The 20337-nt window shown below is 63.1% G+C and carries 25 protein-coding genes and 1 pseudogene; 15 read left to right on the plus strand and 11 right to left on the minus strand.

The genetic code is table 11. The annotated features are described in order from the left end of the window. From VOI29_RS10790 to VOI29_RS10805, 4 genes and pseudogenes are all read left to right on the plus strand, one after another. Positions 1-155, plus strand: a pseudogene (locus tag VOI29_RS10790) (RidA family protein); the annotation flags it as partial. Then, a complete protein-coding gene (locus tag VOI29_RS10795) occupies positions 152-925 on the plus strand; it encodes a glycerophosphodiester phosphodiesterase family protein (RefSeq protein ID WP_323778630.1) in 774 nt (257 codons plus the stop codon). The pseudogene VOI29_RS10790 and the gene VOI29_RS10795, both read left to right, overlap by 4 nt. A gap of 48 nt (positions 926-973) precedes the next feature. Then, the gene (locus VOI29_RS10800; RefSeq protein WP_323778632.1) at positions 974-2161 is read left to right on the plus strand and encodes a GNAT family N-acetyltransferase; all 1188 of its coding nucleotides are present in this window, start codon (positions 974-976) and stop codon (positions 2159-2161) included. Continuing rightward, entirely contained in the window at positions 2158-2466 is a 309-nt protein-coding gene (locus VOI29_RS10805) for a 4a-hydroxytetrahydrobiopterin dehydratase (RefSeq protein ID WP_024091219.1), read from the plus strand. Before VOI29_RS10800 ends, VOI29_RS10805 begins: the two co-directional genes overlap by 4 nt. Before the next feature lie 144 nt (positions 2467-2610). Here the strand turns inward: VOI29_RS10805 and VOI29_RS10810 are convergent, their stop codons facing one another. After that, entirely contained in the window at positions 2611-3099 is a 489-nt protein-coding gene (locus VOI29_RS10810; protein ID WP_323778635.1) for a peroxiredoxin, read from the minus strand. Between the two features lie 95 nt (positions 3100-3194). Here VOI29_RS10810 and VOI29_RS10815 point away from each other — a divergent pair, with 95 nt between their 5' ends. From VOI29_RS10815 to VOI29_RS10825, 3 genes are all read left to right on the plus strand, one after another. Next, positions 3195-4406: an NAD(P)/FAD-dependent oxidoreductase gene (locus VOI29_RS10815; RefSeq protein WP_323778637.1), complete on the plus strand. Its 1212-nt coding sequence runs from the start codon at positions 3195-3197 to the stop codon at positions 4404-4406. Then, entirely contained in the window at positions 4403-4957 is a 555-nt protein-coding gene (gene rsmD, locus VOI29_RS10820; RefSeq protein WP_323778638.1) for a 16S rRNA (guanine(966)-N(2))-methyltransferase RsmD, read from the plus strand. The genes VOI29_RS10815 and rsmD overlap by 4 nt, the downstream gene beginning before the upstream one ends. Positions 4958-5184: 227 nt before the next feature. Continuing rightward, a complete protein-coding gene (locus VOI29_RS10825) occupies positions 5185-6096 on the plus strand; it encodes a LysR family transcriptional regulator (RefSeq protein ID WP_323778640.1) in 912 nt (303 codons plus the stop codon). A gap of 413 nt (positions 6097-6509) precedes the next feature. Here VOI29_RS10825 and VOI29_RS10830 read toward each other — a convergent pair whose 3' ends face one another. From VOI29_RS10830 to VOI29_RS10845, 4 genes are read right to left on the minus strand one after another with little or no spacing between them, the layout of a single operon-like run. Beyond that, positions 6510-7397, minus strand: a complete 888-nt coding sequence (locus VOI29_RS10830) for an OmpA family protein (RefSeq protein WP_323778642.1) — start codon at positions 7395-7397, stop codon at positions 6510-6512. 26 nt (positions 7398-7423) lie between these two features. After that, the gene (locus VOI29_RS10835) at positions 7424-7996 is read right to left on the minus strand and encodes a peroxidase-related enzyme (RefSeq protein WP_323778644.1); all 573 of its coding nucleotides are present in this window, start codon (positions 7994-7996) and stop codon (positions 7424-7426) included. Positions 7997-7999: 3 nt separating this feature from the next. After that, the gene (locus VOI29_RS10840; protein ID WP_323778646.1) at positions 8000-8725 is read right to left on the minus strand and encodes a GNAT family N-acetyltransferase; all 726 of its coding nucleotides are present in this window, start codon (positions 8723-8725) and stop codon (positions 8000-8002) included. After that, on the minus strand, positions 8722-9444 hold the full coding sequence (locus VOI29_RS10845; protein ID WP_323778648.1) for a competence/damage-inducible protein A: 723 nt from the start codon (positions 9442-9444) through the stop codon (positions 8722-8724). Before VOI29_RS10845 ends, VOI29_RS10840 begins: the two co-directional genes overlap by 4 nt. Before the next feature lie 48 nt (positions 9445-9492). Here VOI29_RS10845 and sfsA point away from each other — a divergent pair, with 48 nt between their 5' ends. Further along, complete coding sequence (gene sfsA, locus VOI29_RS10850; protein WP_323778650.1) at positions 9493-10197, plus strand: DNA/RNA nuclease SfsA; 705 nt, start codon at positions 9493-9495, stop codon at positions 10195-10197. A 17-nt stretch (positions 10198-10214) separates the two neighbouring features. Here the strand turns inward: sfsA and VOI29_RS10855 are convergent, their stop codons facing one another. Then, entirely contained in the window at positions 10215-11102 is an 888-nt protein-coding gene (locus tag VOI29_RS10855) for a mechanosensitive ion channel family protein (RefSeq protein ID WP_323778652.1), read from the minus strand. A gap of 155 nt (positions 11103-11257) precedes the next feature. On the opposite strand from VOI29_RS10855, the gene map reads away from it, so the two are divergent. Continuing rightward, complete coding sequence (map, locus tag VOI29_RS10860; protein WP_024091207.1) at positions 11258-12067, plus strand: type I methionyl aminopeptidase; 810 nt, start codon at positions 11258-11260, stop codon at positions 12065-12067. Positions 12068-12149: 82 nt separating this feature from the next. Here map and VOI29_RS10865 read toward each other — a convergent pair whose 3' ends face one another. Beyond that, a complete protein-coding gene (locus tag VOI29_RS10865; protein WP_323778654.1) occupies positions 12150-12332 on the minus strand; it encodes a hypothetical protein in 183 nt (60 codons plus the stop codon). Between the two features lie 24 nt (positions 12333-12356). Next, positions 12357-13019, minus strand: a complete 663-nt coding sequence (locus tag VOI29_RS10870; protein WP_323778656.1) for an HAD family phosphatase — start codon at positions 13017-13019, stop codon at positions 12357-12359. 322 nt (positions 13020-13341) lie between these two features. Between VOI29_RS10870 and VOI29_RS10875 the strand changes: the two genes are divergently transcribed. The 3 genes from VOI29_RS10875 (at position 13342) to VOI29_RS10885 (ending at position 14546) form a co-directional block, all read left to right on the plus strand. Beyond that, a complete protein-coding gene (locus VOI29_RS10875) occupies positions 13342-13794 on the plus strand; it encodes a DUF4399 domain-containing protein (RefSeq protein WP_323778658.1) in 453 nt (150 codons plus the stop codon). Positions 13795-13870: 76 nt separating this feature from the next. Continuing rightward, the gene (locus VOI29_RS10880) at positions 13871-14191 is read left to right on the plus strand and encodes an NIPSNAP family protein (protein ID WP_323778659.1); all 321 of its coding nucleotides are present in this window, start codon (positions 13871-13873) and stop codon (positions 14189-14191) included. A gap of 10 nt (positions 14192-14201) precedes the next feature. Then, positions 14202-14546: an antibiotic biosynthesis monooxygenase gene (locus VOI29_RS10885; protein ID WP_323778661.1), complete on the plus strand. Its 345-nt coding sequence runs from the start codon at positions 14202-14204 to the stop codon at positions 14544-14546. Positions 14547-14570: 24 nt separating this feature from the next. On the opposite strand, the gene VOI29_RS10890 is transcribed toward VOI29_RS10885, so the two are convergent. Together VOI29_RS10890 and VOI29_RS10895 are read right to left on the minus strand one after the other, a co-directional pair. Continuing rightward, positions 14571-15512 carry a CorA family divalent cation transporter gene (locus VOI29_RS10890; protein ID WP_323778663.1) on the minus strand — a complete coding sequence of 314 codons (942 nt, stop codon included), beginning with the start codon at positions 15510-15512 and terminating at the stop codon, positions 14571-14573. Positions 15513-15618: 106 nt separating this feature from the next. Continuing rightward, positions 15619-17646 (minus strand): NADPH-dependent 2,4-dienoyl-CoA reductase, encoded by a 2028-nt coding sequence (locus VOI29_RS10895; RefSeq protein ID WP_323778665.1) that lies wholly within the window; start codon positions 17644-17646, stop codon positions 15619-15621. Between the two features lie 137 nt (positions 17647-17783). On the opposite strand from VOI29_RS10895, the gene VOI29_RS10900 reads away from it, so the two are divergent. Both VOI29_RS10900 and VOI29_RS10905 read left to right on the plus strand, forming a co-directional pair. Beyond that, entirely contained in the window at positions 17784-18266 is a 483-nt protein-coding gene (locus VOI29_RS10900; RefSeq protein ID WP_323778667.1) for an RNA pyrophosphohydrolase, read from the plus strand. A 127-nt stretch (positions 18267-18393) separates the two neighbouring features. Further along, entirely contained in the window at positions 18394-18855 is a 462-nt protein-coding gene (locus VOI29_RS10905) for a hypothetical protein (protein ID WP_323778669.1), read from the plus strand. Positions 18856-18861: 6 nt separating this feature from the next. Here the strand turns inward: VOI29_RS10905 and VOI29_RS10910 are convergent, their stop codons facing one another. Then, positions 18862-19737, minus strand: coding sequence for an EamA family transporter (locus VOI29_RS10910; RefSeq protein ID WP_323778670.1), 876 nt, complete (start codon positions 19735-19737; stop codon positions 18862-18864). A gap of 75 nt (positions 19738-19812) precedes the next feature. Here VOI29_RS10910 and VOI29_RS10915 point away from each other — a divergent pair, with 75 nt between their 5' ends. Beyond that, positions 19813-20298: a MarR family transcriptional regulator gene (locus VOI29_RS10915; RefSeq protein WP_323778672.1), complete on the plus strand. Its 486-nt coding sequence runs from the start codon at positions 19813-19815 to the stop codon at positions 20296-20298. The last annotated feature ends 39 nt before the right edge of the window (positions 20299-20337 follow it).

The raw sequence follows: 20337 nt of genomic DNA on the forward strand, positions 1-20337 counted from the left end.
CGCGCAGTGGTCAGCCGTTTGTGGTGAACGGAGCTTCCGACTTTATGGTCGAAGTTCTTGGGGATGCGGGCCGCCATGCCCGGGCGGCTGTTGGGTCGGTATCCCTGCCGCTTGGCGCTGCAGTTGAAATCGACGGGGTCTTCCAGATCAAATGAAGCCTGCCCTGCCTGCCGCCCTCCTGACTGTGCCGCTGGCCCATCGAGCGTTGCATGACGCGGCCGGCGGGCGTCCGGAGAACAGCCGCGCGGCCATCCGTGCGGCGATAGCGGCGGGCTATGGAATCGAGATCGACCTGCAGCTGTCCAGCGACGGCTGTGCGATGGTCTTTCATGACAATGATCTGGACCGGCTGGCGGATGCCTCCGGTCCGGTCCGCGCACGCACCCGCGGCGGCCTGCAGGCAATCCCGCTGAAAGACGGTGATGGCGAAGGTATTCCGGATCTGCCCGAAGTGCTGGACCTGGTTGCAGGAAAGGTGCCGCTGCTGATTGAATTGAAGGACCAGCACGGGCAGATGGGCCGCACCGATGGCGCGCTGGAGCGGGCCACGGCCGCGGCGCTGAAGGGCTACGGCGGTCCGGTGGCAGTGATGTCTTTCAACCCCAATTCAGTCGCGGAGCTGGCCCAGCTGGCGCCGGAAATTGCCCGCGGCATCACCACCAGCGCCTATGATCCGGCAGAATGGCCGGAGCTGCCGAAAGCGGTTTGCGACGATCTGCGCGGCATCCCGGATTTCGCGCGCACCGGGGCGAGTTTTATCAGCCACGAAGCCGCCGATCTGCCTCGTCCGCGGGTGCAGGCGCTGCGCAACGACGGGGTGCCTGTGCTGTGCTGGACTGTGACGTCCGCGGCAGAGGAAACAGCGGCGCGCGTCTTTGCCGACAACGTGACGTTTGAACAGTACCTCTCGCCGCTAACACCTTGATCAGGCAGGCGCAGACCCCACATCTTTGATGCGGTGCGGAGGAATTGCATGACCCAGGCTAAAATCGAAATCCGGGTGCTGGCCTCACTGTCGCAGATCGCGGCAGAGGACTGGGATACCTGTGCCTGCCCCGAGGCGGCAGACGGTGGCCGTCCGCTGGACCCGTTCACCACCCACCGGTTCCTGAGCGCGCTGGAGGCGAGCGGCTCGGTCGGGCCGGGCACAGGCTGGCAACCGCAGTATCTGACGGCGTTTCAGGATGGGCGGCTGATCGCCTGCGCGCCGCTTTATGCCAAGGGGCACAGCCAGGGCGAGTATATCTTTGACCACAATTGGGCGCAGGCCTATGAGCAGGCAGGCGGGCATTATTATCCCAAGCTGCAGATCGCGGTGCCCTTTACGCCGGCCACCGGGCGGCGGTTTCTGGTGCGCCCCGGCTTTGACGGTATCGGCCATTCGGCACTGGTGCAGGGCGCGGTGCAGCTGGCGGCCGACAATAACCTGTCCTCGCTGCATGTGACCTTCTGCACCCAGGACGAGGCGCGGATGGGCGAAGAGATGGGGCTGATGCGCCGCTTCACCCAGCAGTTTCACTGGCGCAACCACGGCTACGGCGATTTCGAAGCCTTCATGCGGGCGCTGTCCTCGCGCAAGCGCAAGAACATCCGCAAGGAGCGGATGCAGGCGCAATGTTTCGGCGGCGATATCCGGGTTTACCAGGGCGACAGCCTGCGGCCTGAGCATTGGGATGCCTTCTGGGAGTTTTATCAGGACACCGGCGCGCGCAAATGGGGCGCACCTTACCTGACGCGGCAATTCTTTGATATCGCCCATGACACAATGGCGCAGGACATCGCGCTGATTCTCGCGGAGCGCAACGGGCGCTATGTTGCGGGTGCCTTGAATTTCATTGGCCGTGAAACGCTTTACGGGCGCTATTGGGGCTGTGTCGAGCATCACCCCTGCCTGCATTTTGAGCTGTGCTATTATCAGGCCATAGAGCTGGCCATTGCCCTGGGGCTTGACCGGGCCGAGGCCGGCGCGCAGGGTGAACACAAGCTGGCACGCGGCTATCTGCCGTGCGAGACGCACAGCTTGCACTGGATCGGCGATCCCGGGTTTGCCGGGGCCGTTGGACGCTACCTCGAGGCTGAACGGGCCGCCACCGAGGAAGAAATCGAAATCCTGACCGATTACGGCCCGTTCCGCAAAGCACATGTGGAGGAGCAAGAATGACGGAAAAACTGTCCGATGCCACCCGCGGCCCGCTGCTGGAGCCGCTGTTTGCCACCGGCTGGGAAATGGTCGAGGGCCGGGATGCCATCACCAAGACCTTCAAGTTCAGCAATTTCGCCGATGCTTTCGGCTGGATGACCCGCGCCGCGATCTGGGCCGAGAAATGGAACCATCACCCCGAGTGGAGCAATGTCTACAACCGGGTGACAGTGGTGCTGACCACCCATGATGTGGACGGGATCAGCGCATTGGATGCCAAGCTGGCGCGCAAGATGGACGGGCTGTTTGGCGAACCGCAGACTTGATCCGGCTCCCTTACAGAAAGGTCAGCAATTCTGTCCAAATGTTTCGCGCGCGAAACATTCCGGCAGCTATGCTGACCTTATTTTTTACCGTTTATTAAGGGGGGCTGCGGCCACCGGGTCAGGCAGCCGCAGCCGGGCCTGGGTTCAGCCCATTGACTCCAGCAAGCCCTCGCCGGCGGAAAGCTCGCACTGGCCGGGGTTTTCTTCCTTGTTGAGAACTTTCACTTCACCGTCCTCCACCAGCATCGCATAGCGCAGCGAACGGCCGATCAGACCGGCCGAAGGCACGTCCAGGCGCATGCCGATAGCCTCGGTCAGGGTGCATTCGGCATCCGACAGCATGGTGATCCCGGCCTCGGCCGCACCGGTGTTTTCGCCCCAGATTTTCATCACAAACGGATCATTTCCTGCCAGGCAGATGATTTCCTCGACACCCTTGGCAGCGAACTGATCCTTGGTGCGGATGAAACTGGGCACATGGGCCGAATGGCAGGTGCTGGTAAAGGCTCCGGGCACCGCGAACAGCACGACTTTCCGCCCCTTCAGCTTGTCTGACAGCTGCACCTGCTCGGGGCCGTTGTCTCCGATGAGCGTCAGTGTCGCGTCCGGCAGTTGGTCTCCAACAGAAATCATCGCACGTTCCTCTTTCTCATGATTGCGTTTTGGGGCCCCGGGTATATAGGGTCCGGTGAAAGCGTGACGGGAACTATTGCGGGAGGCAAGCAGAGATGTCCCACATCGTCGTGATTGGAGCTGGGCAGGCGGGATCTTCGCTGGTTGCAAAGCTGCGCAAGGACGGGTTTGACGGTGAAATTACCCTGATCGGAGCCGAGGAGTCGCTGCCGTATCAGCGCCCGCCATTGTCCAAGGCCTATCTGCTGGGCGAGATGGAGCTTGAACGGCTGTTCCTGCGCCCGGAAAGCTTTTACGCGGAAAACAACATCACTCTGAAGCTGGGGCGGCGGGTGACGGCAATCGATCCGGCGGCCAGGACGGTGAGCTTGGGCGATGAGGTGATCCGCTACGACCAGCTGGCGCTGACCACCGGATCCGACCCGCGCCGCCTGCCGGCCGCGATCGGCGGTGATCTGGACGGCGTTTATGTGGTGCGCGGATTGACCGACGTGGACGCGATGGCACCGCATGTGACCGAGGGCAAGCGCGCGCTGATCGTGGGCGGCGGCTACATCGGGCTGGAGGCGGCTGCGGTCTGCGCCAAGCGGGGCGTGCAAGTGACGCTGGTCGAGATGGCCGACCGCATCCTGCAGCGTGTTGCGGCGCCTGAGACCTCTGATTTCTTCCGCCGCCTGCATGCCTCCCACGGCGTGGACATCCGCGAAGGCGTTGGCCTGGAGCGGCTGGAAGGCGAGGGCGGCAAGGTGACCCGCGCAGTGCTGAGCGGCGGCGAAACCGTTGAGGTGGACTTTGTGGTGGTCGGCGTCGGCATCACTCCGTCGTCGCAGCTGGCGGAAATGGCCGGGCTGGAGCTGGAGAACGGCATCAAGGCAGACGCCAAGGGCCGCACTTCGGACGCCGCGATCTGGTCGGCGGGCGATTGCGCCTCTTTCCCGTTTCAGGGCAAGCGCATCCGCCTGGAAAGTGTGCCGAACGCCATCGACCAGGCCGAAGTGGTGGCGCAGAACATGCTGGGTGCGGACAAAGAGTATATTGCCACCCCCTGGTTCTGGTCCGATCAGTATGACGTCAAACTGCAGATTGCGGGCCTGAACACCGGCTATGACAATGTGGTCACCCGCCAGGGCGAGGGGGGGCAGGTTTCGTTCTGGTACTACAAAAGCGATCAGCTGGTGGCGGTCGACGCGATGAACGACCCGCGCGCCTATATGGTGGGCAAACGCCTGATCGACATGGGCAAAACAGCGGACAAAGCGGTGGCCGCTGACCCGGCTGCCGATCTGAAACCGCTGCTGAAAGCGTGAGGATCATCGCAGGAGACTTCCGCGGCCGCGCCTTGGCCGCGGTGGGCAAGGGCGATGCAGGCGCCCATCTGCGCCCCACCACCGACCGGGTGCGGGAAAGCCTGTTCAACGTGCTGATGCACACCGGCGCCGTCTCCGGCGCCCGGGTCCTGGACCTGTTTGCGGGCACCGGCGCATTGGGGCTGGAGGCGCTGTCACGCGGTGCGGCCGAGGCCGTGTTCGTGGATGACGGGCGCGTGTCCAGCGGTTTGATCCGCAAGAACATCACCATCTGCCGCGCCGAAGACCGCTGCAGCCTGATCCGCCGCGACGTGCTGAAGCTGGGGGCGAACCCGGCCGCGCCGTTTGATCTGATCTTTCTTGATCCGCCCTATGGCAAGGGGCTGGGGGAAAAAGCTATGGCGGCCGCTGTCGCCGGCGGATGGGTGGCGGAAGACGCGCTGGTGGTCTGGGAAGAAAGCGCGCCGGTCGCCGCGCCGGAAGGGTTCGTTCTGCAGGACAGCCGCAAATACGGCGACACCCATATTTCGCTGATGTGGAAAGCCGCCTGAGGCATTTTGATCCAAAGCCTTAAAAGATACTTGAAAATAATGGTCCTTTCACGCGGTCCTTAGGCGCATCACAGCCGCAGGCCGCCGGCGAGTTTGCCAGACCTCCAGCCGTTTCCACAGCGCATACGATCCCCGCAAAACCTCGCAATTATCCCACCCTTGCCCCGATCTTGCCCGATTTCACCCGCAACACTAGGGGTGACACGGATACACGAGGATGGGTGAACATGGACCGACTGACCGAGATGGAGGCCTTTGCCAATGTGGTGGACCAGGGCGGCTTCACCGACGCGGCACGCAAGATGGGGATCTCGAAGTCCGCAGTCTCCAAACATGTTTCAAGTCTGGAAACCCGGCTTGGCGCGCGGCTTTTGAACCGCACCACCCGCCGGGTGTCCCCGACCGAGATCGGCCTTGCCTATTACGACCGCGCCCGCCGGGTGCTGAATGATGCAGGGGAAGCGGATGCGCTGGTCACCTCGATGCAATCCGCCCCCTCAGGTCTGCTCAGGATTTCGGTCGCCACTGATTTTGGCGTCAATCACCTGTCACCGGTGCTGTCGGAGTTTCTGCAGGACTTCCCGGACATCACCGTCAACATGGTGCTGAACAACCGCTATGTGGAGCTGATCTCCGAAGGGTTCGACATGGCGGTGCGGATCGGCGAGCTGGAAGACAGCTCTCTGCGCGCCCGCAAGCTGACCGAGACGTCCAAACGGATGATCGCCTCGCCCGCCTATCTGGAGAAATTCGGCCGCCCGCAGAAGATTGATGAATTGAACACCCACAAGCTGCTGCACTACTCCAGCCAGTCCAGCGGCAATGTCTGGAAGATCACCGCGCCGTCGGGGGAGAAACGCCAAGTGCGCACCTCGGGCTGGCTGTCGGTGAATGACGGGCAATCGCTGCTGAACGCGGCGATCTCGGGTCTCGGTATCGCCTACTTGCCCAGCTACCTCTACTCCGAGGCATTGGAAGAAGGGCTGGTCGAAGACGTCATGCCCAGCCTGCCAGTGGAAACCCAGGGCATCTATGCCGTCTACCCGCCCGGGAAATTCACTCAGCCGAAAGTCCGGGCATTCATCGATTTCCTGGTCCAGGCATTTGCCGACCGCGACCCGTCAGAATGGAAAGCCTGAACCGGCGCTACGGAAAACCGGACCAAGACATCCCTCGAAGACCTGCCCCCGCACCGGATGCGGGGGCTCTTTTTGGGGGTGTGAAAACCGGCCGGGCGCGCAGATACCCATGCCAAGCATCGCGAGGGTTTGGTCAGAGTGAAAAGCCGAGCGGGACGATTGAGCCGCCCCCGACGCACGCACAGGTCAATTCACACCTGCCGATGACATGCCAATCCCCCAAGTCTTGTGCGTCTGTGTTCCGGGGCCGGCCGGCACCTGATCCCGGAGGATGCACAGCCGTTGATCCAGACTAACGCGTTCCATCCCGTCTGGATTGTAACGTGCATGCCGGCCCCAAGGTTCCCAGCCGCGGGGAATGCGGGCGGTTTGTGGCGGATTGGGCCGGGCAGGGGTCATACGCTGGTCCGGCGTCAATCGCCCAGCAACACTGCCTCAACCCTCCGGTTGGCCTCGCGCCCTTCGGGTATCAGATTGCTGGCAAGCGGGGCTAGAAAGCCGGCGCCGGCGACCGCGATCTGTGCCGCATCCGCGCCCAGTTCCCCGACCAGACGGTCCTTCACCGACTGCGCCCGGCGTTCGGAGATGCCGGTGTTCTGCTCCAGCGAGCCCACAGTGTCGGTATGGCCCACCAGCAGCAGCCGGTTTTGCGGATTGGCGGCCAGATATTCCGCAAGTTCGCGCAGGCTGGCATAGGTGCCGTCCTGCAGCCGGGTGGAGCCGCTTTGAAACACCAGATCCGTCAGAACGGCGTGGCCGCGCACCTCCAGCAGCTTGGCCAGTTCCACCGGCCGCACTATGCTAGGCGTCCCGGCGGCAGGCTTTACCACTGCTGTTGCCGTTGCTGCCGACCCCGGCGGATGCACTGTGATCATCTGCACAAAGGCCGCGCCGCCTGCGCGCGACACCAGCAGCGAGACCGCTTCGTCTGCTTTGGCGGCGGACAGGAAGTGATAGCTGGAGATATCTACCATCATGTCCGGCGACGGCACCACTTCGATCCCGAAGCGGAATCCGAATCCGCCGCAATCGCGTGCGGCACAGTCCAGCAGCACCTCAAAACCGGCGGCCTGCAACTGGTCCCGCAACGGCGCCAGGATCTGCAGCACGGTGCTGTTTTCCTCGACCCGCCAGGTGCGGCGCAAAATCCGTCCCTCGAACCGGCGCGAGGGCACTTTGTCCGCCTCTTCGGGCCCGATCGGCAGTTGGTAGACACCAAGCGCCGTGATCCGTTCAGAAACAGCAGACGCGCCGGCTGGCAGGGTGATTTCAGCCGCAACAGGTAGAGCCGGAAGCAGCATCACCGCGGCTGCGGAAATCAAACGTCTTAGCGGCACTGGCTGTGGTATTCCGGGTTGGGAACCATGGCAGTGGCGCTGGCCACCCGGTTGGACATGTTGAAAAAGCCCGCGACATTGGCAATGTCCCAAATGTCCCGGTCGCTGAAGCCTGCATCCCGCAAGCCCTGACGGTCCGTCTCGGCGATCTCTGCGCTGGCAGTGGTCATTTTGGCTGCAAAATCCAGCATCGCGCGCTGGCGCGCCTCCAAAGGGGCGACCCGGTAGTTCATCACCAGCATTTCACCCAGAGCCGGATCGCCCGACAATTGCCGCACTGCTGCGCCATGCGCCACCAGGCAGTAGAAACACCGATTGATCGCCGAGACCACAACCGCGATCATCTCCCGCTCCAGCTTGCTGAGGCCGCTGTCCGCCAGCATCAGGTCATTGTACATGGCGGTAAAGGCATTCAGCTTTTCGATATCAAAGGCATTGGCCTTGAGCACGTTGGGCACAAATCCCAGCTTCTCGGCACAGATATCGAAATACTTCTGCGTCTCGGGCGGCAGCGGGTCCGCCATCGGCAGATCCAGGGCTGTGGGCAGGGTCTGATCCGTCATTGTTCAATGACCTTCCTGTAAAATCCGGTAGTGGTACTGTCCGGTGCATTCCATGCCAAGGGAAGCATAAAGCCCGTTGGCGCCCTCGTTGCGTTTGGTGCAAAGAACTGCCAGCTCAGCTGCACCGTTTTCAATAGCCCAAAACGCTGCCTGGCGCATCATCCAGGCGCCCATGCCACAGCGGCGCTGCTGCGGCAGGATTTCAAGTGCGTGGATCATCGCTGCACCGTCGTGAATGGCAACAAACCCGGCACCGGCAGGTTTGTCCTTGTGACGCGCCAAAAGCCCTGTTTTCGGCCCTCGCACCCTTTGCATCACCGCCAAACGCGCCGGCCCTATGCCGCCCTGCTGCCAGATCTCGCGCTGGATCGCCAGCGGCTCCCAGACGCAAAAGGCGGTGACCCGCGGCACCGGGATGTCTGTCAAATGCTTGGCCGGGCAGGTCCACAGGTTGACCGGATCCTTGACCGCATAGCCGCGCGCCTCCAGCTGTGCGTCCAGATCCGCCTCGCCGTCGCGGATCATGAACAGGCAGTCCTGGCCCATCGCACGCATTGTATCTTCGGCTGCGGCAATCTCCGCCTCCGAGACAGTGCCATGCACCGTCGCCGCCGACACCCGGCTACCGCCGCCCTGGCCGTCGCGCAGGGTCACGGGGCCCAGGCTGCGGGTGGAGGCAGGCGGCCATGTCGCCTCGGTCAGGGCATAGTAACGGGGATCGGTGGTCACTGCTCCAGCTCCTTTGCCAGTTCTGTCATCGCGGCATCAATTTGCGCACCATCGGTGCCGCGGATCACGATATTGGCGCCAAAGGCACCGTCTTTTTGAAACGGGTAACAGCCCACCGACAAATCCGCATAGGCTTCTGCCAGCAAACGCAGCGGCCCGGCAATCTCGCCCTCGCCGCGGAACACCCGCAGGGTTTGCGACAGCACCGGCTGGCCGCCGGTCAGCGTTGGCATAACGCTGGCCACCATCGCCTGAAAGATCAGCGGCACCCCGGCCATCACATGCACATTGCCAAGGGTGAAGCCCGGTGCGGCCGAGACCGGATTTTCGATCAGTGCGGCGCCCTCCGGGATGCGTGCCATCCGCAGGCGGGCCTCGTTCATTTCCAGCCCTTGGGTGTCGTAATGCGCCTGCAGGATCGCGCGGGCGTCATCGCGGACCCCCAGATGCGCGTCAAACGCCTTGGCGATGCAGTCTGCAGTGATGTCGTCATGCGTCGGCCCGATACCGCCGCTGGTGAAAACATGGTCGTATGCGGCCGATAGCAGCTGCACCGAGCCGATGATTGCGGCCTCGTCATCGCTGACGATGCGGACTTCGCGCAGGTCGATGCCGTGTTTGGCAAGCTCACCCGCCAGATAGTACATATTGGCATCGCGGGTCCGGCCCGACAGGATTTCATCCCCGATAACCAGCATGGCAGCCGTTGGATTCGCCATGATCTTCCTCCCTTGATACCTCACTCAGGCAGATATAGGCCTAAGCCCATGCGCTTTGAAACCCCTCTGATCCCCGCCGTGCTGATCCGCCGCTACAAACGGTTCCTTGCCGATTGCAAACTGGAGGACGGGCGGGAGGTCACCGCCCATTGCGCCAACCCCGGCAGTATGATGGGCCTGGCGGAGCCGGGTATGAGGATATGGCTGGAGCCGAACGACGACCCGAAGAAAAAGCTGAAATACGGCTGGCGGCTGGTTGAGCACGCAGACGGGCATTTCACCGGCGTTGATACCTCGGTCCCCAACCGCGCCCTGCGGGCCGCGCTGGAGGCGGGTGAGGTTGCCGGTCTCGCAGCCTACACAACCGTGCGGCCGGAGGTGAAATACGGCGTAAAAAGCCGCGTCGACTTTCTGTTGCAGCAAGACGGCCTGCCGGATTGCTATGTTGAAGTGAAAAGCGTGACACTGTCGCGGGAACCGGGCCTGGCGGAATTCCCCGACAGCGTCACAGCCCGCGGCACCAAGCATCTTGGGGAGCTGGCAAATATGGTGGCCCAGGGCCACCGGGCGGTGATGCTCTACCTGGTGCAGCGCACGGACTGCGACCGGTTTCGTCTGGCCGGAGATATCGACCCGGCCTATGCAGCTGCCTTTGCCAGTGCATCGGCCGCGGGGGTGGAGCGGCTGGTGCTGGGCACCAGAATCACGCCGCAGGGGGTCGTGGCCGGCGCTGCCATTGCCGAAGTGGAATAGCGGCGCCGGTAAGGATGTCAGGCGGCCTTGCCGACCTCGTCTTCCTGGCTGGCAGGATCGGTGTGAACCAGCGTGCGGGTCGGGAAGGGAATATCGACACCTGCCGCATCCAGCGCCTCTTTGACCTTGCGCTTGATGTCGGCCTGATACTGAAAATATTCCGCCGCATCGACCCAGACGCGCACCAGAAAATCCACCGAACTGCTGTTGAGCGCATTGACCTGCACAAAGGGTTCCGGGTCGCTGTGCGAACGGCTGTCGGCCATGATGGTGTCGCGGATCACCCTTTCGGCAGTGGCCAGATTGGCGCCATAGCCGACCCCGAAGGTCCATTCCGCCCGGCGGCTGTCGAAGGCTGAGTAATTGGTGATGGTGTTGCCCCAAACCTCGGAATTGGGAACGATCACCTTCAGATTGCTGAGGCTGGCAATCACCGTGTTGTTCAGATTGATGTCCTTGACTGTGCCCATCTCGCCGTTCACCTTGATGAAATCGCCCAGTTTGAACGGGCGGAACAGGATGAGCATCACCCCCGCCGCAACATTCGAAAGCGCGCCTTGCATGGCCAGGCCGATCGCCAGGCCGGCAGCACCGATGGCCGCCACGATTGACGTGGTCTTGACCCCGAAGGTATTCAGCACAAACAGCACCGCAAAGGCGAGAATGACATAGCGCGCAAAGTTGCCGAGGAAATGAAACAGGGTCGGGTCAAGCTTGGCATGGCTATCGCCCAGTGTTACGATCCGGCGCTTGACCCAGCGCGCAACTATGAAACCTGCCAGCAGAATGACTGTCGCGGCCAGAACGCTTCCCAAAGCTTGCGCCAGAAATTCCAGCGTCACCAAATCGGCCAATGACTTTCCACCGTAAATCTCAGCCTTCATTAAATCGCTGATATTATCCATTTTGCTGCGTCCCTCCTGGCTTGTGCTGTTGCTGCACACCCGACCCAACGCAGCACGGTTGAAAAAGTTCCAACAGGCCTCCGCTGCCGGCTCTGGCCCTTTTGGCCAAGACGTTTTAGATAGCTACGGGACAACACCCGATGGAGCTCCGCCTGATGAGATCGAAAGACGGCCGCACAACCAAGGACGGCATCCGCATTCATGAAGCCGGCGATTTTGCCGGCATGCACAAGGCGGGTGCCTTGGCGGCGCGTATTCTGGATGAGATTGCCGCACATGTGTTTCCGGGCCAGACAACCGGCGAAATCGACCGCCTGATCACCCAAAAGGTCGAGGATGCCGGCGCTAAGTCCGCAACCATCGGCTACAAGGGCTATCAGCACGCCAGCTGCATCTCGGTCAACCATGTGGTTTGCCATGGCATCCCCGGCGACAAGAAGCTGAAGGACGGCGACATCCTGAATATCGACGTGACTGTGATCGTCGATGGCTGGTTCGGCGACACCTCGCGGATGTTTGTGGCAGGAAAGCTGCCGCGCAAGGCCGAGCGGCTGATTCAGGTCACTCATGATTCGCTGATGGTGGGGATTGAGGCGGCGAAGCCCGGCAATACCTTTGGCGACATCGGCCATGCGATTCAGGTTTATGCCGAAAGCCAGCGGATGAGCGTGGTGCGCGATTTCTGCGGCCATGGCCTTGGCCAGGTGTTTCACGCACCGCCGAACGTGCTGCACTACGGCCGGCCCGGAACCGGCCCGGTGCTGGAAGAAGGCATGTTCTTCACCATTGAGCCGATGATCAACCTGGGCCGCCCGGAGACCAAGATTCTGGCCGACGAATGGACTGCCGTCACCCGCGACAAGTCTCTGTCGGCGCAGTTTGAGCATTCGATCGGGGTCACTGCAGACGGGGCCGATATCTTCACCCTGTCGCCGGCCGGGAAATTTCACCCGACCTACGGGTAATCCGTCAGGGCGGCGGCGGGGGCCGGCCCCCGAACCCCCTGGAGTACTTTCAACCGGAAAGAAGCAGCAGCGGGCTTGGGCACTAGCTGCCGCGGTCCGCGATTTCCTGCAGCCGCCACAGGGTTAGCAGCATGGTGCTGCCCGCCCATGGGGTTACCGCGTCCTGAATGAACAGCGGCGCCCGCTGCGGTTCCGGCTTCGGCTTAGTCCCGGCTTCAGCCTCGGCAAAAGGCGCCACAAACGGGGTGTTCAATGTCTGCTCCATGCGGGCGTCAATACCACAACGTGCTTAGATCGACAAAAGGGCCGGCACCTCTGCCATGCCGCTGAACACTTCCGCTCCCAGCGCGGCGAGCCTGCTGCCGCTGCCAAGGGGAGCAAATCCCAGGCAGCGCATGCCCGCGCGCACTGCGGCGGTGACGCCGCTGCCGCTGTCCTCGATCACCAGGCAATCGCGCGCCTGCATACCGAAATGGCTGGCGGCGGCCAGAAACAATCCCGGTTCCGGCTTGGCCACGCCCAGGGATTGGGCTGAGAACATTGCATGAGGGTGGAACCGTTCCCACAGCCCGTTCTGGCCCAAAGTGATGCGCATCTTTTGCTCGCTGCCGTTGGAGGCCACGCAAACAGGGACGCCATGTGCGTCAAGCCGTGCCAGCAGATCAGGGATGCCCGCTGTGAGCGGCACGCCCCGTTCAAGCCGTGTATAGGTCTCGGCATGGATTTCCGCGATCCAGTTTTCCGGCAGGTCTGCACCCAGGCAGCGGGCCTTGGCCATCACACTCGCCATGGTGCCGCCGACGAAATGCGCCATCGACTGCTCCACCGTCAGCACCAGCCCGTGGCGTGCGAGGTTGTCTGCCAACGCCTGGTTGGCGGCCGGCTCACTGTCCACCAGCACGCCGTCGCAGTCGAAAATCACCAGTTTCGGTGTGGGGCAGGTCTTCGGCATACTTCCATCGCATTCGAAGATTGAACATCTAAATCAGATGATAACCCGGCACGGGCGGCCGCACCAAGTGCCCCTGTTGCCGCGCCCGTGTCTGCTGGCCGTTGGCACATATTTCCGGAGGAGGAGCCAGTGACTGCCGGGCCGCCACCGCAAAGCTGTCAGTCAAGACTATCTCCCTTGCCCCGCGCTGCAAACAAGCGGGCGGCGGCCATAGACGGTGCTGAGAGGTTTTTGCGCGGTTGTTCCCGGCAACGGGATTGCCGCAGGGCGGCGCGCCGCTAGCTATAGTTTGTTGGCCAAGTGTTCTGTTGGAGGACCGAAAATGAAACTGCTGATTGCGGCTGCGCTGTCTTTCTTTCTGGCGGCCCTGGCTTGGGGTCCGGTCAGGGCCGGAGGTGGGACGCCTTCGAAGCCGGAGGCCAAAGTCTATTTTGCGAATATCCAACATGGGGATTCAGTGTCGTCTCCGCTCACGCTGGTTTTTGGCCTCTCGGGCATGGGGGTGGCCCCGTCCGGAGTTGAGAAGGAGTTCACCGGGCACCATCATCTGCTGATCGACCGGCCGCCGCTGGGTGAAGGCGAAGATGGCGCTGATGAGCTGAACTTCGGCCTGCCGTCGGACGACAACCATCTGCATTTCGGCGGCGGCCAGACCGAGGTGACGCTGGAGCTGTCGCCGGGCCGTCATACGCTGCAACTGGTGCTTGGGGATGCAGGCCATGTACCGCATGTTGCTCCGGTTGTTTCAGAATTGATCACTATCACCGTGGAGTAACGTTTCGATCTGCATCGAAGCATCCAGGTGATGGAGCGGGCTAGGCAGGAGGTCCTGAACAAACTGAGGACTTCCCATGCTGACCTGCATTATCCGTTACCGCATCGACCCTGCCAAGAAGGCGCAGTTCGAACACTACGCCCGCAACTGGGGCCAGGCGATCCCGCGCTGCGGAGCCGGCCTGGTCGGCTACTATGCGCCGCATGAAGGGTCGTCGACACTGGCGTATGGTATTTACAATGTGGAAAGCCTTGCTGAGTATGAGGCTTATCGTGCCCGGCTGGCGGCGGATCCCTTGGGGCGGGAGAATTATGAGTTTGCGCAAAAGGAACGGTTCTTGCTGGGCGAGGACCGGACCTGGCTGAAGCTGGCTTCGGCGCCGCATGGGGCGGTTTAAGGGGGTGGGTATGATAGCCGTGATATTCGAAGTGCAGATTGCCCCGGGGCAGAAGGAAGCCTATCTGGACACCGCGGCCGCGCTGAGGGAGCTGCTGGAACAGGTGGACGGGTTCATATCGGTTGAGCGGTTCCAAAGCCTGAGCGCGCCGGAGAAGCTGTTGTCACTGTCCTTCTGGCGGGATGAGGCCGCGGTGCAGCGCTGGCGCGAGGTTGCAGAGCACCGCTCGGCGCAGGGCAGGGGCCGGAGCGGGATCTTTGCGGACTACCGGCTGCGGGTGGCGGGGGTGATCCGCGACTACGGCATGGAGGACCGCGGGCAGGCACCGGCTGGCAGCCGCAAACTGCACGGATAGGCAGCGGGGGCGGGCATGCAGCGGTCAGAGCAGCCTGAGCCAGCGCATCACCAGCAGCATGCCAGCACCGAGCCCCAGCAGGCTGAGGCAGAGAATGGGAAAGGCCAGCGGCGACTCTGCGCCGGGGATGCCGGCAAGATTCACGCCGAACAGGCCGGTCAGGAATCCCAGCGGCAGGAACAGCGCCGCCACCACCGACAGCGCATAGCTGTTGCGGCCCATTTGCCGGGCCAGCTCGGCGTCGGTGTGGTCGCGCAGCACCGCCAGCCGCCCGGTCAGCGATTCCAGCGTTTCCGCCGCCAAGGTGAACAGGTTCACCGCCTCGCGCAGGTGCAGCTGCTCGCCCTCCGAAAACAGCGCACCCCCGGATTCCTGCAAGTTCAGCAGCGCTTCGCGCTGCGGTTCCAGGTAGCGGTGCAGCTTCAGCACGTTGCGGCGCGGTGCCTTGAGTGCTTCGGCAGCGGGCAGGGTGCCGTCCTCGGTCATCTCCTCCAGCGCCTCGGTCGCGGCGCTTAGCTCAAGCACCACGTCGCGGGTGTGCAGGGCCAGCCCGTTGATCAGGCGGTAAAGGAAATGACCTGGCGAATTGGGACCGCGGCCGGTGCTGCATTCGGCACGGAACGCATCAAGCGCGAAGGTCTTGCGCAGCCGTACGGTGACAATGGTTCGGCTGGTGACCCAGATCCTGAGCGACAGCATCTCCGCGGCTTCGGCGCCGGGATTGCGGTTCACCGTGCGCAGGTTCAGGATCAGACCGTCCTCGAACACATCGCAGCGGGGCCGGGTTTCGCTTTGCAGCAGCGCCTGGCCCGGGATGCCGGGGAGCTGAGTCTTGCACCATTCGGCCAGCTCCGGGTCAGCCAGGTCGAAGTGCAGCCAGCGGTAGCGGCCCGGCCCGGTCGCGGCCAGATCAGCGGCGGGGCGGGCGGTGCCATCGGCCCAGAGGTCGTAAGCAGAAATCGGCATGGGGCGGCCTCATTTGCAACCGTTTCCCCATGGTTAGCGCGGTTGCGGCCATGCCGCCAGATTCATTGGAGAAATCTGCGCCAGACCGGAGCTGGCCATGGCGCGGTTATAGCGCCGCGGCCAGCCGGGTGCCCTGGTTGATGGCGCGTTTGGCGTCCAGTTCCGCGGCCACATCGGCACCGCCGATCACATGCGCAGTGATGCCGTGTTCTGCCAGATCATCCGCCAATCGGCGTTCGGAGATTTGTCCGGAGCATAGAACGATGGTGTCCGCGGCAACCAAGGTGGGGTTCTCCCGCGCCTCGCCAAAGGAGACGTGCAGGCCGTCCGCATCGATGCGTTCGTAGTTCACGCCGCCCAGAAACTCGACATCCTTCATCTTGAGCGTGGCGCGGTGAATCCAGCCGGTGGTCTTGCCCAGCCGTTTGCCGTGACGCTCGGCCTTGCGCTGCAGGAGTGTCACGCGGCGCGCAGGGGCGGCAGGCTGCGGGCCTTCGGGAGCAAGGCCCGCGCGGTGTTCTGCCGGGTCGCTGACGCCCCATTCCTTCATCCAGGCGGGCAGATCGGTGGCGGGGCTGTGGCCCTCTTCCAACAGGAATTCGGAGACATCAAAGCCGATGCCGCCAGCGCCGATCACCGCGACCCGCTGTCCAACAGGCTTTTTGTGGCGCAGTACGTCGATGTAGCTGAGAACATTGTCGCCGTCCTGGCCCGGAATGGCGGGATCGCGCGGGATGACGCCGGTAGCGACAACGATCTCGTCAAACCCGGTCAGATCCTGCACCGCCACCCGGTGCCCCAGTGCGAGGGTGACGCCGGCATCGGCGATCATGGTCCGGTACCAGTCCACCAACCCCCAGAATTCTTCCTTGCCCGGAACCTGCTTCGCCATGTTGAGCTGGCCGCCGATCTCATCGGCCTGGTCGAACAGGGTCACCTTGTGGCCGCGCTGCGCTGCCGTCAGCGCGGTGGCCAGCCCGGCAGGGCCGGCGCCCACAATCGCCACGGTTTTGGCCGCGGCGGCGGGTTCGATCACCAGTTCCGTTTCATGACAGGCGCGCGGGTTGACCAGGCAGGAAGTGAGTTTGCCGCTGAAGGTGTGGTCGAGACAGGCCTGATTGCAGGCGATGCAGGGGGCGATATGGCTGGCCTGGCCGGCTTCGGCCTTGGCGACGAAATCCGCATCCGCCAGCATCGGCCGCGCCATCGACACCATGTCGGCGCAGCCCTCCGCTAGAACCTGTTCGGCCACCTCAGGCGAGTTAATGCGGTTGGAGGTGATGATTGGAATCGAGACCTTGCCCATCAGCTTTTGCGTGACCCAGGCAAAGGCCGCCCGCGGCACCGAGGTGGCGATGGTCGGGATGCGCGCCTCGTGCCAGCCGATGCCGGTGTTGAAGATGGTCGCGCCGGCCTTCTCGATTTCCTGCGCCAGCTGCACGACCTCGTCGTGGGTGGAGCCTTCAGGCACCAGGTCGATCATTGACAGGCGGTAGATGATGATGAATTTGCGGCCCACAGCCTCGCGGGTGCGGCGCACGACCTCGATCGGCAGCCGCATCCGGTTTTCGTAAGAGCCGCCCCAGCGGTCGGTGCGCTTGTTGGTGCGGGTGACCAGGAACTGGTTGAGGAAATAGCCCTCGGACCCCATGATCTCGACCCCGTCGTAGCCTGCTTCCTGCGCGAGGCAAGCGGCGTTCACGATGTCGGCGATCTGCTTTTCGATGCCGTCCTCGTCCAGCTCATGTGGCGGGAAGGGCGAGATCGGCGATTTCACCGGACTGGGGCCGACGCATTTCGGCCCATAGGTATAGCGGCCCGCGTGCAGGATCTGCATGGCGATCCTGCCGCCCGCTTCATGCACCCGGTCCGTGATCACCCGGTGGTTCTCGACGTCCTTGGCGGAGGTCATCATCGAGGCGCCGGGCAGAACTGAACCTTCCAGGTTCGGGCCGATGCCGCCGGTCACCATCAGCGCCACACCGCCGCGGGCACGGGCGGCATAGAATTCCGCCACCCGGTTCCAATCACCGGTTTCCTCCAGCCCGGTGTGCATCGAGCCCATCAGCACCCGGTTCTTCAGCGTGGTAAAGCCCAGGTCCAGCGGGGCAAGCATGTTGGGGTACGCAGTCATCTGAAACTCTCCCTGGCAGTTGCCCCTAGGATCAGGGGCGAAGGGGGGCTTGTCACGTGCAAACGCCGCGTCACCCCCTTGCATGCCCCTGCGGCAAGCGGTCTAAGGTTTAAGCAAAGCATTTCGAGGAGAGCCGGATGACGCCGGAAGAGATTGCCAAGCTGCCCTACCGTCCGAATGTCGGAGTAATGCTGATCAATGGTGAGGGCGCGGTTTTTGTCGGCCAGCGCAAGGACCGCTACAAGGACGCCTGGCAGATGCCGCAGGGCGGAATCGATGCGGGCGAGGACCCGCGTGCAGCTGCCCTGCGCGAGCTGGAGGAAGAAACCGGCGTGGCGGCGGAGCTAGTGGAGATCATTGCGGAATCCGACGGCTGGCTGCCCTATGACCTGCCGTATGACGTGGTGCCGAAGTTCTGGGGCGGCAAGTACCGGGGGCAGGAGCAGAAATGGTATCTGATGCGCTTTCTGGGGACGGATGAACAGGTCAATATCGAGACGGATCATCCGGAATTCTCGGCCTGGTGCTGGCAGCCTGTTGCGCAGCTGGTGGAAAAGATCGTGCCGTTCAAGCGCGAGGTTTATGCGCGGGTGGTGGGTGAGTTCCGGGAGTATTTGTGAGATGGGATTGCCACGGTTTCTATCCGAATGTTTCGGCCCGCCGACAGGCCGGGCAGCGCCTGACCTTCCCCCTGGGAAGGCGCATTGCACCTCCCCAAGGTCAGGCGCCGCCCTTCTCGCTTGTTTCTTGTCCGTTTCCGCAAGCCCCGCCGCCGCTCTCAGCTGCCTGCCCTGGGGACCTGCAGACGCCTATCTGCAGGCCGCGAAATCGGACAGCGTTTACAACATCATCGCGGGCGAGCTGCGGTTTGACGAAAGCCTGTTGCCGCGGTCCCATGCAGACAATCCCAATGACATGCCGCCGCTGACCCGCATTCCGGCGCAGCTTTCGGGCAAGGTGCTGGACGGAGAATATTTTTCCAGCCGTGTCAACGTGCAGGCAGTGCTTGAGGTGGAGTGCCTCGGCCCCTGGTGCGGCGGTATGGCCCCGGGCGCGGACCAGGTGTTCTTTGCTGAACAGCGCGGGCAGGAGCTGGTGATCCGGGCCGGGGCTTGCGGCGGGTTTGTGTTTGCCGACACATCTGAAGTGCGGCGGCAGGTGCTGGAATGCCACCGCGGCGGGGCCTGTGAGCCTGCAATGCCGCGGTGACCCGGGTTACTCCGCCGAAGTTGCGTGCCGTTTGGTGCGCAGGCGCAGCCGGGACTGGCCGAGCCACAGGCTGAATAGGGCCAGCACCGCGCCCAGCATTTGGTTCGGTGTCAGGGTTTCACCCAGCAGGAGCCAACCGAGGATCACCGCTGACAAGGGGCTGAGGACACCCAGAAGCGACACTTGCGAGGGCTCGATCCGGGCCAGTCCGCGGAACCACAGAATATAGGTCAGCGCGCCGCCGATCAGGCTCATATAGGCGAGGCCCGCGATATTGGCGGCGGTGAAAACGGGCAGCTCAGGCACCATCCAGAGTGTAACGGGCAGCAGCAGCAGCCCGCCCGCTGTCAGCTGCCAGGCGGTGAAGGTCAGCGGCGGAACCGGCGGCTGCCACTTGCGGGTCAGCACCACACCTGCGGCCATCGACAGCGCGCCACCAAGCCCGGCCAGCACGCCAATCGTGTCGAGCTTGGCCGCGGGGGTCAGCACCAAAAGGGCCACGCCTGCGATGCTTAGCAGAGCGGCGGCAATAGCGGCGGTTCGGATCTGTGTCTTCAGCACCAGGGATGCCAGGAACACCACAATCAGCGGCTGCACGGCGCCGAGCGTGGCGGCGACGCCGCCGGGCAAGCGGTAGGCGGAGGCAAACAGCAGCACCCAGAACAGCGAGAAATTCAGCGCGCCCAGCACCACCAGGCGCGGCAGCCAGTCGAGCGGCGGCAGCCGGCGCACCAGCAGCAGCAGCAAGAGCCCTGCAGGCAGCGCCCGCAGCAAGGCCACCACCAGCGGTGAATGGCCGGGCAGCAGAGAGGTCGTCACGATATAGCTGCTGCCCCAGATGGCAGGCGCCAGCGCCGTCAGCAGAAGGGTCCGGATGGGCATGTGTCTCTCCTTGTCTTGATGCCGAGATAATGGATTTTATCTTGACGTCAAGGTATAATCTATTAAACCGGGGATATGGACCATGTGGATTTTATCACCCAGCAATGGGCACGGGAGCGGCCGGACCTTGATGTCACGGCCATGGGCGTAATTGGCCGGGTGGCGCGGCTGTACCTGATGTATCAGCGCGGGATGCAGGCAACTTTTGCAGAGTTTGGGCTGAACGCGGCCAAGTTTGATGTGCTGGCCACGCTGCGCCGCTCAGGCAATCCTTACACCTTGTCGCCGGGCGATTTGCTGAAGGCAACGATGGTGGCCTCGGGCACGATGACCAACAGGATCGACCGGCTGGAAGCGGACGGGCTGGTCAAGCGCGAAGTGAACCCCGAGGATAGCCGCAGCTTTCTGGTGGGTCTGACCAAGGAAGGCCTTGCCCTGATTGACCGCGCGGTAACCGCGCATGTGCAGACGCAGGCGCGGCTGCTGGAGGGGATGGAGGCGCAGGAGGTTGAAACCTTCAAGGCGCTTTTGAGCAAAGCCCAGGCGGCGGCTGACAGCTGACGCCAAGAGGCTGACTAACCTAAGAAAAAGGTGCTGAAG

This window comes from Leisingera sp. (genome assembly GCF_034669605.1).
Taxonomy (GTDB): domain Bacteria; phylum Pseudomonadota; class Alphaproteobacteria; order Rhodobacterales; family Rhodobacteraceae; genus Leisingera.

Bases quoted from the DNA above. Each gene is read 5' to 3' on its own strand.
- VOI29_RS10810 (WP_323778635.1), bottom strand. From the start codon at position 3,099: ATGATTTCTGTTGGAGACCAACTGCCGGACGCGACACTGACGCTCATC.
- VOI29_RS10910 (WP_323778670.1), bottom strand. From the start codon at position 19,737: ATGCCCATCCGGACCCTTCTGCTGACGGCGCTGGCGCCTGCCATCTGG.
- VOI29_RS10830 (WP_323778642.1), bottom strand. From the start codon at position 7,397: ATGCTGCTTCCGGCTCTACCTGTTGCGGCTGAAATCACCCTGCCAGCC.
- map (WP_024091207.1), top strand. From the start codon at position 11,258: ATGAGATCGAAAGACGGCCGCACAACCAAGGACGGCATCCGCATTCAT.
- VOI29_RS10895 (WP_323778665.1), bottom strand. From the start codon at position 17,646: ATGACTGCGTACCCCAACATGCTTGCCCCGCTGGACCTGGGCTTTACC.
- VOI29_RS10885 (WP_323778661.1), top strand. From the start codon at position 14,202: ATGATAGCCGTGATATTCGAAGTGCAGATTGCCCCGGGGCAGAAGGAA.
- VOI29_RS10890 (WP_323778663.1), bottom strand. From the start codon at position 15,512: ATGCCGATTTCTGCTTACGACCTCTGGGCCGATGGCACCGCCCGCCCC.
- VOI29_RS10835 (WP_323778644.1), bottom strand. From the start codon at position 7,996: ATGACGGATCAGACCCTGCCCACAGCCCTGGATCTGCCGATGGCGGAC.
- VOI29_RS10870 (WP_323778656.1), bottom strand. From the start codon at position 13,019: ATGCCGAAGACCTGCCCCACACCGAAACTGGTGATTTTCGACTGCGAC.
- VOI29_RS10900 (WP_323778667.1), top strand. From the start codon at position 17,784: ATGACGCCGGAAGAGATTGCCAAGCTGCCCTACCGTCCGAATGTCGGA.
- sfsA (WP_323778650.1), top strand. From the start codon at position 9,493: ATGCGCTTTGAAACCCCTCTGATCCCCGCCGTGCTGATCCGCCGCTAC.
- VOI29_RS10915 (WP_323778672.1), top strand. From the start codon at position 19,813: ATGGACCATGTGGATTTTATCACCCAGCAATGGGCACGGGAGCGGCCG.
- VOI29_RS10845 (WP_323778648.1), bottom strand. From the start codon at position 9,444: ATGGCGAATCCAACGGCTGCCATGCTGGTTATCGGGGATGAAATCCTG.
- VOI29_RS10880 (WP_323778659.1), top strand. From the start codon at position 13,871: ATGCTGACCTGCATTATCCGTTACCGCATCGACCCTGCCAAGAAGGCG.
- VOI29_RS10800 (WP_323778632.1), top strand. From the start codon at position 974: ATGACCCAGGCTAAAATCGAAATCCGGGTGCTGGCCTCACTGTCGCAG.
- VOI29_RS10865 (WP_323778654.1), bottom strand. From the start codon at position 12,332: ATGGAGCAGACATTGAACACCCCGTTTGTGGCGCCTTTTGCCGAGGCT.
- VOI29_RS10825 (WP_323778640.1), top strand. From the start codon at position 5,185: ATGGACCGACTGACCGAGATGGAGGCCTTTGCCAATGTGGTGGACCAG.
- VOI29_RS10805 (WP_024091219.1), top strand. From the start codon at position 2,158: ATGACGGAAAAACTGTCCGATGCCACCCGCGGCCCGCTGCTGGAGCCG.
- VOI29_RS10815 (WP_323778637.1), top strand. From the start codon at position 3,195: ATGTCCCACATCGTCGTGATTGGAGCTGGGCAGGCGGGATCTTCGCTG.
- VOI29_RS10795 (WP_323778630.1), top strand. From the start codon at position 152: ATGAAGCCTGCCCTGCCTGCCGCCCTCCTGACTGTGCCGCTGGCCCAT.
- VOI29_RS10875 (WP_323778658.1), top strand. From the start codon at position 13,342: ATGAAACTGCTGATTGCGGCTGCGCTGTCTTTCTTTCTGGCGGCCCTG.
- VOI29_RS10855 (WP_323778652.1), bottom strand. From the start codon at position 11,102: ATGGATAATATCAGCGATTTAATGAAGGCTGAGATTTACGGTGGAAAG.